Consider the following 12,965-nt stretch of genomic DNA (forward strand, 5'->3'; position numbering starts at 1 on the left):
CAACTGCCGGCATGATACAGTGTGCATCGCACAATGTTCACACACTCTTCAGCACAGAGGAACGCAGCCGCAGACAGGGGGGATATGAAGAAAAAATCTTTCCGGGTGGTTTAATTAATAATATTACTGAAGGTTATGATTGGCGGGGGAAGGTGTTTTTGTTTCAAAGTCAGGGTATTCCTCTCCCCCATCGTAATCAGCAGCTTCATTTCTGAGCTTGAATTCATCAGCTAAGGCCTTAAGCTCCGTTGCCATTCTTTGCAGTTGTATGCTGGATTCCGAGGATTTTTGAGCGCTGTCGTTGGTCTGCTCGCTTAGGTTCGCTACAGTAGAAAGATTGGCGGTTATTTCATTTGCCGCGCTGGACTGCTCTTCGACTGTAGCGGCGATCCTCTGGATCATTTCCGTAACGTTTTGCGCGGACACCACTATCATCTGCAGTGAATTGCCCGCCTTGCCTGCCAGGTCGGAACCGCTTGCAACCTCTTTTGTACAATGTTGCATGGATTGGACGGCCTTATTCGTGTCATCCTGGATGCCTTTGATCGTGTCGGCTATTTCCTTTGTTGCGGAAGTGGTCCTCTCCGCCAGTTTCCTTACCTCATTTGCTACTACTGAAAACCCTCTCCCCTGCTCTCCCGCGCGGGCGGCTTCAATGTTTGCGTTGAGCGCAAGGAGATTTGTCTGATCCGCTATCTCGTCTATCACTTTAATAATCTCACCGATTTGCGCCGACCTGTGTGAGAGGCTTGAAACAATATCCGAGGCCTCTTTTACAGTACCTGCGATGGAATTCATTCTGTTCATGGCGTCAATAACGACGTCTCCGCTTTCAATTGCAAGCGCAAAAGACTCCCTCGCGGAATTTGATACGATTTCAGTATTCTGCACTATGTCATTAAATGTCGCAGACAGTTCCTCAGTTGCGGCAACAGCGCTGCTGGTCTGTGACGTCTGCTCCTGCGCGTTGGTAGCAATCCTTGCAGTGTTTGCAGAGAAACCTTCAGCATTTAGTGCAACTGCGTTAATGTCGTTTTTTAAGGTGCTAATAAAACTGCTGAGTTTATTCAGTGCGCGATTAAAGTTGGAAGCTAATTTGCCGAACTCGTCTTTATTAGATTCATCCATTACGATGCTTAGATCGCCCTTCTCAAAACCTTCGGCAATGGTATTCAGCGCTTTTATGGGTGAGGTGATGGAGCGATAGAGGTTGATCAATATAAAGCACATTATTAACAGGATTACAGCTACAACAATGTTGATGATGCGTTCAATCTTTATTGCAGTTGCTTTTGCATCTGCAAGCGATTTTGCGGCAAGGGCGTCAACTTCCTTTAATAAATCCTTGGCTTCCGTGGTGAGCTGGCCGTATTGGAGCATTGCATCATCATTTGTTACTTTTATAAGTTTAATATTCAGAAACGTCTCGGCGCCTTCTCTGACTTTTTTCCACTGAGGAATGATTTTTTCCTGCATTGTTTTGCGTAATTCAGCATCTTTTAATTGTGTCGTGAGAAGTTCATGTAACTCATCAAACCCTTTCAGATGCTCCTGGGTAAGCTGCCTGGAGAGAGGCTCCCCTTCGTCAATAATAAACTCATTTATCCCTCTGAATAAACCCTGAAGGTGCATGGTCTCGTCTTCAAAAATCCAGGCAAGCTCGGTGTTTTCAGCAACCGACTTATTTCCGAACCAGTTTATCAGCACCATTGTGATAAACAGCGCGCACAATATCACAGAGGAGAAGACGATCCTGTTTCTGATAGTCATGTATATCCTGTTTTCCTCCAAGTATAAGGCTGGGGGATAGACTATTCTGTCCCCCAGTCCTGATATTTTTTTAGTGCTCTAAAGGATAGCCCTTTTTAGACCAGTCGTCAAAACCGTCTCTGAACCACATCACGTTTTTATAACCGGCCTCTTTTGCTATCTTGGCAGCGTAATATGATTTCCAGCCAGTCGGCCCGTCGCTGTGAAAAACAATCTTCGCATTCTTGTCCTGAGGCAATACAGACATGTTAAACTCGCCTGCGCGCTTACTTGCATCCTCATTCTCCACTGTCCACTTGAACGGGAGTGAAACTGCGCCCTGAAGGTGGCCCTTGCCGTAATTCAACGCCTTTCTCATATCAAAGATATGCACACCTTTCTGTCCTAACAGCGCCTTTACCTCGTCTGAGGTCACAATCTTTACTCCTTCGAGTTTTGCCGGTGTCGGCGCATCATCTGCCGTTGAAATGCCTGCAAATGCAAATACAAAAGAAACGACTAACAACAGTAATAGAATTTTTTTCATGGTTTTTTTACTCCTTTTTCATTCTTTGATTTTTGACTTTCTGTAAATAAAAAATGCTATTTAATAATTGGATCCACCTCGCCCTCTTTTTCAATTTTGATGTTCAGTAAGAACATAAGTAACTTTCTATCGGCATTCCGTCTGAAAACTTTAATGAAAACTAATAACAGAAAAATCTTTTCCCGCTTGTTTAAGACACCACTGTTTGTAATTTGTTTAAGACGGCGATAATCTTAATGGCTTTGAGAAAAGAAAAAAACAAGGTGCTGACCCGAGGGGACACGCTTAAATTTGGCAGGTTTTTTGGCAAGGCAGGGAAAACCTTTAAGCTAAGGTCAGCACCTTTCTTTTATAACTATTCTGTGTTTACAAAAGAAATCTATTTTGCTGCTGCTGCGTATTTCTGCCCCGGTTTTAACAAAATGAACTTGTCAGCGCCTTCTTCCTGCTTGACTGATTTAAAGAACTCGCAGGACATACAGGAGACTGACTTCTGAGCAAAATCGCCCTGGACCTTTCCTCCACAGAAAGTCCCGGCAATTGCCCAGCAAATACGTCCGGCGTTTTTGCCGGCGTTCATACCTGAGCATGAAGCCTCTGTAGTAGCCGGGCATATACCCATCTCCTTGGACTTTACCCCGCCGGGCTCCCTTCCGCACTTCTTAAACTCCCAACAATTTAGTTTGGCCATTTATCCCTCCTTTGTCTAAAATGGCTACCATCACAAAAGATAGTGATGCATAGGGGGCTATCGCCCCAAATTTTTTCTCTAACATCCTTATCGGCAACTTAAATCGAAAACTTTAATTGTGGAAAATAAGGGGCTGTATGACAAAAAAAGAGGAGCATATTAGAGGAATAGAGAAAATTGTTGCAATTATAGAGGGTAGAAAAATTTAGAATTGAGAGGGAGAAAAAAGAATGCTGGCCCTATGAGGGGACATGGCTGAAATAAAAGGTTGGGCTCTTAGCATAGGCAGGGAATAACCTTTTAAAAATCAGGGGCCAGCATTCTATCCGTTATTTTCTTAAAGAGAGTATAAAGATAGGATGCTGACCTATGAGGGGACATGGTTGAAATAAAAGGTTGGGCTTTTTGCATAGGCAGGGAATAACCTTTTACATCTGAGGTCAGCATCCTATCTTTATACTCTCTAAGCTTCAATACAGTTCCTTCTTTCCAGAAAAATTTAATTTACTGCTAAAAATAATATACAATATTAAGTACGCCTAATGCAATACCTTAATAAAAAATATTGAAAAACAAGAATTATTGTCTAATAAAAAAGACAAGTTAAGGGTAGGTGATCGCAAAAAGATAAAATAAAACATGCAGTTAAAAGGCTGAAGTGTATGGCTGGAGGTGAAATAAGCGAAAAGGATATGATGGTTATTTATTGCTGTTGAGTAAATAAAACCTTAGGGAAACACCTTAGTGGTATCGGGGGAAGGCTGAAAACGTGGGGGGGTATAGGTGTGAGTTATGGAGAGGTTGGGTCGTCCATTACTAATAGTGATAAAGAAAGATGCTAATCTAAAATACCATAGACACTGCCTCGATGCAGAATCATGTTAAACGGATGTTAGTCCCTCTCTTATGGCATACTTTGTGAGATCAGCCACATTACGAATGTTTAATTTGCCCATAACCTGACGGCGATGTGACTCTATGGTCTTTGTGCTTACACTTAGATGTGCCGCAATCTGTTTTGTTGATCTGCCCTCTGCTATTAGCTGAAGCACCTCCCGTTCTCTTTCAGTGAGCAGGGAAAACGCCTGATGATTGGTTCTTTGAGTATTGGTTACCAGACTCTCTACAACAAGGCTTGCAATTTGGGGGTTAATATAAGTTTTGTTGTCCATCACCACTCGAATTGCCTGGGCCATTTCATCAAAGGCGCATTCTTTAAGTAAATATCCCGATGCTCCGGCCTTAAATATTTCAGAGACAAAATGTTTATCATAATGCATTGATAAAGCCATAACTTTTACGCCGGGGTGGTCTGCAATAATTTTACGCGTAGCGTCAATGCCGTTTAAATCGGGCATGCTGATGTCCATTATCACGATGTCCGGTGAAAGTTCTTTTACAAGTTGTAATGCGGTCCTCCCGTCTGCGGCTTCACCTACGACCTGCATGTCTTGATACTCTTTCAACAAAGAGCGAATCCCGTCTCTTAAGATTTTATGATCGTCCACCAGTAAGATTCTTGTTTTTTTCATAATAAATACCCCTCCTAAGTTGTTTTTATTGAAAGCTGAAATGGCGCCACGATTGTGACCCGGGTACCGAGACCCGGTATGGATTTAATTTCAAAATGCCCGTTAATATGGTTCATTCTTTCCCGTATATGGAAGAGACCGTATCCACTGTATGGTATTGAGGAGTCGGGAAGCCCCATCCCGTCGTCTTCCACAATAATTTTAAGTTTATTGTCGTCTCTAATGAATTTAATTGTTGCCCTTTTCGCCTTTGCATGTTTAACAATGTTTACGAGCAGCTCACGCACTGCCTGGAAGAGAAAGAAGCGGATATTGTTGTCAAACGGCATTTCACCCTCATCATATTCCAATGTTATTTTTATACCGTGCTTACTGCGGAATTGGTCTGTGAGCCATTGAATGGCCTGACTAAGTCCTAATTCATACAATATAGGGGGGCTAAGCTCAAAAGTCAATGTTCTTGTTTCTTTTATAGTCTGCTCGATAAGCTGCAGGATTTCTTTTACTGTGCTCTTGAAATCATCTGATGGCGCAGTCTTGTTCAGCGAGCTGAGCTTGATCTTGGAGAGCGCAAGCGTCTGTCCTATACAGTCATGCAGTTCTGTAGCGATGCGTCTCTTCTCGTGCTCTTCTATCAGGGATATCTGGGAAGTGAGTGACTGAAGCTGTTTTTGATAGCTGAGAAGTCTTTTCTCAGCCTGCTTGCGCACGCTGATTTCCACCTGAAGGGCATGATTGGCTTCCAATAATTCACAGGTACGGTCTTTAACGAGTTCCTCAAGCTGTTCCCGGTGTTTCTTTAATTCTTCATCGGCTTTTTTCCGCTCGGAAATGTCGCGCACAATGCACTGAAATACTTTATATCCGCCTAAATCGAGCAGGTTTGCCGAGACCCCGGCGGGGAAAACGGAATTGCTTTTCCTCTTGAAATTGATTTCAAAATTGCCGGCCCCCTGTTTGACAACCGCATTACACACGGTAATTGATTTTTCGATTTCTTCAGCAGGAAAAAGGTCGTGAATCTGCAGGGAGAGAATCTCAGACTTTGAATACCCGAATTGCTCCAAAGCCTTCCGGTTTACATCCAATATGTTTCCGTCAAAATCATGAATAAAAATCGCATCGCTTGAATGATGAAAGAGCTTGCTGTATTTATCCTGACTTTGCTGTAACGCAATTTCAACTATTTTACGCTCGGTCAGGTCCCTGATGATGCCGATTATTGCAAATGGAATATTACTCTTGTCATTGACAACAAAGGCTGACAGCCAGATAGGAAAGACATTGCCTTTTTTATTCCTTACCATCAATTCCCCGAACCATTTCCCCGTATTTTTTATTGATGGAATTATTGTTTTTGAGGCCAACCCGGAGTCAGTGTTCATCACATTAACATGTTTCCCTTTCAATTCGCTATGCGAGAAACCGAAGATTTCTTTGATGGCATGGTTGGAATAAATGATATGACCCTCAAAGTTGATTATAAGCACCCCGTCAGGAGAATTCTCTGCAATATTAGAAAACAGTTTCAATTTAGCTGTGCTTTCCTCTGCTAATTGCTCCAGTTCTTCACGGTACTGCTCCAGTTTTGTTTCATTTGTTATACGTTCGGTAATATCACGAAAGACAACGACATAGCCTGTAATAGTCTCATTATCTGAAATCGGCGCGGAACTAAGCTCTATATTTATGTTGGAACCGTTCCTGGTCTTCAGGATAAATTTTGCCTGGGTTAAGGGTTCCCTTACCTGAATAATTTTACTTACTGTATCTTCTGCATCTCCGGGTTCATTGTATTTAATCTTAAATATGGTTGAGAGATGTCTGTCTTTAACGTCAGATAGCAACCAGCCGGTTAAAGATTGCGCAACGGGATTCATTAAAATAACAAGACCGTCCTTGTCTGTTGAGATCACGGCGTCGCTTATGCTGTTGAGGGTTGTGAGGAGCTGGTTGTTACTTCTCTTTAATTGCTCCTCCATCCTGTGCTTGTATATCGCCAGATCTATGGTAGCCTGCAGTTCCCTCTCATTGAATGGTTTGACAAGGTATCCATATGCATTGGTTTTTTTGGCCTGCTTGAGAATTTCTTTGTCTGAATACGCAGTGAGGTAAATGACTGGAATATCATAACCGGAAATTATTTGATTGGCTGCTTCCGTGCCGCTGATCTCGCCCTGTAATACAATATCCATCAGGACCAGGTCCGGTTTTTTCTCCTGAATCTTATTTATTGCTTCCTCGCCTGTGGAGACTATGGCAGAGACACTATATCCCAGATTTTGCAGACTCTTCTTAATATCGTTAGCAATGATCCACTCGTCTTCGACGATAAGTATTTTGGACTTGGCCATTTTATCTCTTTCTATGAAACCTGTTGAAAGAAAGGAGACCGATTTCTGTCATCGCGGGAATATTTCTTTGAGCAATAGTGGAATATGGAAGGTAAAACATGTGCAAAACTGGCCCCCTTCCCGAACTGATGCTTAATTATCGTTAATTATGAGAAAAAAATCAACATACTCCGCCTTAATAAAATGTCCTTAACAGATAAACATAGCTTAAGGTTTAATAAAAGATGCCGATAAGTATTGTGAGATAGTCTAAGAGCAAATGCTCGGATTCGGGGTAATGACATATCGGGCTGGACGGCAGGTAAAACAAGGAGGAGTATCTGTGAAATCTGTTATGCGGGAATTGAATATCCAGTGGAAAATAGGCATTATCCTTTTGGCATTGGTAGCATGTGTTTTTGGCAACTTTTTAGCAATACTGTTGACGGACGCAGACACCGCGAAGGCGATAGGCACGCTCAAAACTGTTTCAATGATATCCTTTATCGTTTCCCTTGTGATTGCCGCAGTCGCATTTTACAGTGTAAAGAAAAGAATAGTTGCGGACCTGAAAGGAACTGTAGTGGTAGCCAACCAGCTTAAAGAAGGAGAATTGGCTATGGAAATTGACATAAGAAGCAACGATGAGATCGGGGAAGTGCAAACCGCACTGAAGACCATGGTGGAGAACCTTACAAAAATGGTCGGAGAGATACAGGATGTCTCACATACAGTTGCAAGCAGTTCGGAAGAAGTATCCGCAATGATAACTCAAATAAACAGAGGAATAGACGACCAGGCGCAGCAGATCGAGCAGTCTGCAACAGCCACGACAGAGGTATCGCAGACGATTGTAGAAGTTGCAAAGAATGCGTCTCACGCATCTGAGGCTGCAAGCGAGTCCGTTACTATCGCCGGTGAAGGTAAAGCAGTCGTTGAAAAAGCCGTTACAAGCATATTGAATATCGCTTCAACAATTGAGAAGTCTTCGCAGACCATAGGGAACCTTGGTGAGAGCAGCCGGCAGATAGGAGATATTATAAATGTCATCAACGAGATTGCCGGACAAACGAATCTCCTTGCGCTGAATGCCGCCATTGAGGCAGCAAGGGCCGGAGAGCAGGGGAGGGGTTTTGCAGTCGTAGCTGACGAGGTCAGAAAGCTTGCGGAGAAGACCGGTAAGGCGACGGATGAGATAACCGAGATGATCAAAAAGATCCAGCAGGAGACGGAGATGTCCGTGCAGAGCATGGCGCAAAATAAAGTAGAGGCCGAAGAGGGCGTGAAGCTGGCAAATCAGGCCAAGGATTCACTTGACAGGATAGTCCACGCATCTGAACAGTGCCTCGAGATGGTGCGTTCAATTGCAACAGCGTCAGAAGAGCAGTCAACTGCAATTGATGAGGTTTCGTCAGGAATGGAAAATATTGCCAGTGTATTTGCCATATCGCGCGAGGCGATCTCACAGATAAATATAGCTGCAAATGAACTTGCAAAGATCGCGGGCGAATTAAGGGAACGTGTAGCCTGGTTTAAGACGAGTTCTAAAAAAGGAAATGGCAGTAAAGCACGCTCCGTACGCGGCCCTCAAAATAATAAACGCAATAGTATCATGTCTGCAGCGCAAAATTAAGACCCGGGGTAATCCTTATTCAGATGGTGTTTGATGTAACTATGTCAAACACCATCAATCTTCTCTTATAACAATCAGGGAAATAACCTTAAGTAATTACCGCAATCTTCCGATAATAGAATTGCAGTTGCACAATCAAAGGGCGCTAACAGTGCTTTGTGTTTTTATTGTTAAAAAAGGAACAGGACTATGAGCATAAAAAATTTAAAAACAAGGGACAAGATCATTATATGTTTCGCATTGCCTTTAATCTTGACAACACTGTTATGCTTCTGGACCTTTTCAATAAGCTCAAGCGTTTCTGATAATATCGAAACGGTGCGGACAAAGAATGTCGAGCTTGCGCTGTTGGCCGAAAGAATGAATACCCAGGTTGTGGAGATCCAGCAATGGCTTACTGATATATCTGCCACGCGCGGACAGGACGGGCTGGCTGATGGTTTTGATGAGGCGGCAGAAAGCTTTAACTTTGTAATTTCCGGTCTATCCAAATTTAAGGAAATGTACGAGGCTGAAAAAAATCCCGCGGGGGTCAAAAATATCCAGGATTTAAAAATAAGAGTGGACGCTTACTATGAAACAGGCAAAAAGATGGCCAAGGCTTATGTTGAAAACGGGACCAGTGAAGGTAATAAAGTAATGGGTGAATTTGACAGGGCCTCTGATGCTCTCAGCGAAGTCCTGGAGCCTTTTGTTAAGGAGCAGACGGAAAAAATGGACAAAGGGTTGGATGCAGTTACATATTCCGTAAAGAGCGTGAGGAATGTAACGTTTACCTTGAATGTGTTTTTTATAGTTACTGGTGCTGTGAGTTGTTTGTATTTAGTCCGCTCCATAGTACTGCCTCTTAAAGAGGGCGTAGCCGCTACCGACAGATTAGCTGACGGAGAGCTTAATGCTGAAATCAAAACGGACAGGGGTGATGAATTCGGGCGCTTACAGGTCTCGTTAAAAACTTTGGTTGAAAATCTGAGGGAGATAGTCTCACAGATAAAAGACGTTTCAAATACGGTTGCGAGCAATTCTGAAGAAGTGTCAGCGACAACGGAACAGATAAGTTCAGGCATTAACGAGCAGTCAAGGCAGATCGAACAATCCGCCGCCGCAGTAACGGAGGTGGCTCAGAGCATAGTGGAAGTTGCAAGGAATGCGGCAAATGCATCGGATGCCGCAAAGGAGTCCGTCAGCATTGCCGGAGAAGGAAAAACTGTTGTTGAGCAGACCGTGACAAGCATGTTAAGTATAGCTGAGAACGTAGAACAATCTTCACATACTATCGGGGAACTGGGCGAGAGCAGTAAACAGATAGGGGACATAATAAGCGTAATCAACGATATTGCCGGACAGACCAACCTCCTTGCATTGAACGCCGCTATTGAGGCGGCAAGGGCGGGTGAGCAGGGAAGGGGGTTTGCGGTAGTGGCTGATGAGGTGAAAAAGCTTGCGGAGAAGACCGGCAAGGCGACCGAGGAAATTACGGAAATGATCAAGAAGATACAGCGGGAAACCGAAGTTTCTGTGGTGAGCATGAGAAAGAACAAAGAAGATGCTGAGAAAGGCGTCAGGCTCGCAAATCAGGCCAGGGAATCTCTTGAAAGAATAGTCCATGCATCTGATCAATGCCTTGATATGGTGCAATCAATAGCTGCCGCAACTGAAGAACAATCTTCCGCAGTTGAACAGGTGTCGGCAACTATGGAAAATGTTGCTGGCGCATTTGGCGCTTCACGCGAAGCTGTTTCTCAAATCAACACATCGGCAATTGAACTCGCGCGGATCTCCGGCGAGTTGATGAACCTTGTGTCGTGGTTCAAGACAAATACTTCCGGGAACATTGAGAAGACGACACAGACTATAAAGTCTCACTATAAAGAACCTGGTGCAGTTAGGGGATAATCAGAAATTACCGGGAAACTATCCTGCGGCACTATTTGAAGCCGTGCTCATCTGAAGGGAATATGCCTTTTTCGATTTCTTCCCGGTAGAGTTTAATTGCTTTCAGGGCATCTTCCTTCATGTTAGCGTACTGCTTTACAAATTTCGGCACAAACCTCTCAAACAGGCCGATTACATCATGAAGGACGAGTATCTGCCCGTCGCAGTGCGGACCGGCCCCTATGCCTATTGCAGGTATGGAAAGTTCTCCGGTGATTTTTTTTGCAAGGCCCATCGGTATCGCTTCAAGCAGCAGTGAGAAGGCCCCTGCATCCTCGATAATGTGCGCTTCTTCAATAAGTTTCTTTGCAGCCTCATCTGTCTTGCCCTGGACCTTGTATCCCCCCATCCTGTGGATGGATTGAGGGGTGAGGCCTATGTGGGCCATCACGGGGATATCTGATTTTGTCAGCGCCTTGATATGTTCAGCAATTTCAGCTCCGCCTTCCAGCTTAACGGCAGCGGCCCCAGCTTCTTTTAAGAACCTGCCTGCATTCTTCACCGCGTCTGAAATACTTGTCTGATAAGACATGAAGGGCATGTCGCCTATGACCATCGCGCTTCTTACAGCCCTTGCAACCATTTTTGTATGGTAAAGCATTTCATCCATTGTCACAGGAAGTGTGTTTTCCAGTCCCTGGACAACCATGCCAAGTGAATCCCCCACGAGCACGGCGTCTATTCCAGCCTCATCAACGATCCGCGCAAACGGATAATCGTAGGCAGTGATCATCGTAATTTTTTTGCCTTCTTTTTTCTTTTTAAGAAAATCCTGGACGGTAAAGTTTGACATAATGATATTATTCGATCTTTTTGTCACCCTGAACTTGTTTCAGGGTCCTGTTTTTAGAGATGCTGAAATAAATTCAGCATGACATTAAAGGTAGTTACGTTTGCACTATCTCCACCAGCTCCAGCTCAAATATAAGCTCTTTTCCCGCCAGCGGATGGTTCGCATCCATCATAAATCCTTTATCAGTAATGGCCACCACTGTTACCGGAACGGACCTTCCGTCGGCCCTGTGCATTTTAATTGTATCTCCAATCCTGGGGTCAAAATCCCCGGGCGCATTTTTTCTTGCAAATTCAAAAATCTTGCTATCGTCACGAAGGCCGTAAGCGTCTTCCGGGGAGATGGTGAGTTTTTTCTTCTCGTTTAATTTCATACCGATAATGCCTTTTTCAAAGCCGGGGATAACCTTTGCCTCGCCGACGGTGAATTCTATCGGGGCTATGCCTATTGAGGTTTCGATTGTATCTCCATTTGCATCTTTAAGGGTGTAATGCAATTTTACCCTGTCGCTGTTTTTTACTTCCACGTCTTGCCTCCTTTATATCTTTAACACGTTATGCGTGCCGCGTTATTTAGTTCCGGATTTTGCACAATTATAACATCTGAGATCTGTTTTTTCTTAGAAAGAAAATCCCCGCGCCGGTCAATATCATGCACAGGCAGAGTATCTGCCCCATTGATATGAAGCCAAAAAATAATCCGAGCTGGGGGTCGGGGTCGCGGACGAATTCAATCAATAACCTCACCAGACCATAGCCGATAAAATATACGGAAAGATAAAAGCCGCTGAATTTTTTCCTGCCACGAATATTCCAGAGCACAAGAAAAAGGAATATCCCCTCAAAAAGCGCCTCGTAGAGCTGTGACGGATGCCTGAGCTGCCGTGTTTCGTCAAGGGGGAAATACATTCCCCACGGCACGGTCGTGGCCCGTCCGTAAAGCTCGCCGTTAATGAAGTTGCCCATCCTGCCGAATGTATATCCAAGCGGGATGGAAGGGACGAGGAAGTCCCCAAGCTGCCAGAAATTTATTTTGTACTTGCGGCAGAATATTGCTGAAGCTGTGATGACGCCGATCAATCCGCCGTGATAAGACATGCCCGCGAGCCCGGTAAAATGGAACCCGCCCGTAAAACTGAACGGCAGGATTATCTCCAGCGGGTTTGACATGTAGTAACTGAAATTGTAAAAGAGCACATATCCCAGCCTGGCCCCGACCAGGAGCCCCGCGACGGCCCCCACAAGATAATTTTCTATATCGGTCTTTGTGTAGCTGAAATTTTCTTTATTCAGCCTGTGGAGCGACAGCAAATAGAGGGTGGCGAACGCGGCAATATACATCAATCCGTAATAGCGGACCTGGAACTGCCCGATCTGAAAGATATAGGGCTTGAGGTTTTCGGGGATATGCTGCCAGAAGTCAATGAAGTTGCTCATGTCTTATTGTTTGCTGAGTATCTATTCCCTGTTTGCTCTTCTATAGAGCGGTATATTTTTTTGGTATTTTTTATAAAAAACATCAAGGCGGTCCCGATAATCGCTGCCGCAATTATCATTGTAATAATATTAATCTTTTCAAAGTGGACAAAGTGCTTGTTGATCAAATGCAGCGAACCGGTGACGAGCATTGTAACTACGATAGTCAAAAGGGAATAGATGCTGATCACAATTAAAAGGAATATTGACGGCAAGAGCCGCTGCACCGGAGACCTCGACGTTGAGTTTGTTATGGGCATGAGGTTATTGTACGAAA

General features: G+C 44.1%; 11 protein-coding genes. 2 read left to right on the forward strand and 9 right to left on the reverse strand.

All coding sequences use genetic code 11. The features are described from left to right. Nucleotides 1-123 precede the first annotated feature (123 nt). The 5 genes from HZB61_14555 to HZB61_14575 form a co-directional block, all read right to left on the reverse strand. A complete protein-coding gene (locus HZB61_14555) occupies nucleotides 124-1,770 on the reverse strand; it encodes a methyl-accepting chemotaxis protein (GenBank protein MBI5057830.1) in 1,647 nt (548 codons plus the stop codon). 70 nt (nucleotides 1,771-1,840) lie between these two features. Next, complete coding sequence (locus tag HZB61_14560) at nucleotides 1,841-2,296, reverse strand: rhodanese-like domain-containing protein (protein MBI5057831.1); 456 nt, start codon at nucleotides 2,294-2,296, stop codon at nucleotides 1,841-1,843. Nucleotides 2,297-2,675: 379 nt separating this feature from the next. Next, nucleotides 2,676-2,987: a hypothetical protein gene (locus HZB61_14565; protein ID MBI5057832.1), complete on the reverse strand. Its 312-nt coding sequence runs from the start codon at nucleotides 2,985-2,987 to the stop codon at nucleotides 2,676-2,678. 881 nt (nucleotides 2,988-3,868) lie between these two features. Then, nucleotides 3,869-4,519, reverse strand: coding sequence for a response regulator transcription factor (locus HZB61_14570; protein ID MBI5057833.1), 651 nt, complete (start codon nucleotides 4,517-4,519; stop codon nucleotides 3,869-3,871). Nucleotides 4,520-4,533: 14 nt separating this feature from the next. Further along, nucleotides 4,534-6,873 carry a PAS domain S-box protein gene (locus HZB61_14575; GenBank protein MBI5057834.1) on the reverse strand — a complete coding sequence of 780 codons (2,340 nt, stop codon included), beginning with the start codon at nucleotides 6,871-6,873 and terminating at the stop codon, nucleotides 4,534-4,536. A 322-nt stretch (nucleotides 6,874-7,195) separates the two neighbouring features. Here HZB61_14575 and HZB61_14580 point away from each other — a divergent pair, with 322 nt between their 5' ends. Beyond that, a complete protein-coding gene (locus tag HZB61_14580; protein ID MBI5057835.1) occupies nucleotides 7,196-8,485 on the forward strand; it encodes a methyl-accepting chemotaxis protein in 1,290 nt (429 codons plus the stop codon). A 189-nt stretch (nucleotides 8,486-8,674) separates the two neighbouring features. Then, nucleotides 8,675-10,381, forward strand: coding sequence for a methyl-accepting chemotaxis protein (locus HZB61_14585; GenBank protein MBI5057836.1), 1,707 nt, complete (start codon nucleotides 8,675-8,677; stop codon nucleotides 10,379-10,381). A gap of 31 nt (nucleotides 10,382-10,412) precedes the next feature. On the opposite strand, the gene panB is transcribed toward HZB61_14585, so the two are convergent. The 4 genes from panB to HZB61_14605 all read right to left on the reverse strand — a co-directional run bounded on the left by panB (nucleotide 10,413) and on the right by HZB61_14605 (nucleotide 12,948). After that, nucleotides 10,413-11,213: a 3-methyl-2-oxobutanoate hydroxymethyltransferase gene (gene panB, locus HZB61_14590; protein MBI5057837.1), complete on the reverse strand. Its 801-nt coding sequence runs from the start codon at nucleotides 11,211-11,213 to the stop codon at nucleotides 10,413-10,415. 94 nt (nucleotides 11,214-11,307) lie between these two features. Continuing rightward, entirely contained in the window at nucleotides 11,308-11,739 is a 432-nt protein-coding gene (locus HZB61_14595) for a peptidylprolyl isomerase (GenBank protein MBI5057838.1), read from the reverse strand. A 67-nt stretch (nucleotides 11,740-11,806) separates the two neighbouring features. After that, on the reverse strand, nucleotides 11,807-12,649 hold the full coding sequence (locus HZB61_14600; GenBank protein ID MBI5057839.1) for a prolipoprotein diacylglyceryl transferase: 843 nt from the start codon (nucleotides 12,647-12,649) through the stop codon (nucleotides 11,807-11,809). Then, a complete protein-coding gene (locus HZB61_14605) occupies nucleotides 12,646-12,948 on the reverse strand; it encodes a hypothetical protein (protein ID MBI5057840.1) in 303 nt (100 codons plus the stop codon). The genes HZB61_14600 and HZB61_14605 overlap by 4 nt, the downstream gene beginning before the upstream one ends. Between the last annotated feature and the right edge of the window lie 17 nt (nucleotides 12,949-12,965).

This window comes from Nitrospirota bacterium, from assembly GCA_016214845.1.
Lineage (GTDB): Bacteria > Nitrospirota > Thermodesulfovibrionia > UBA6902 > UBA6902 > SURF-23.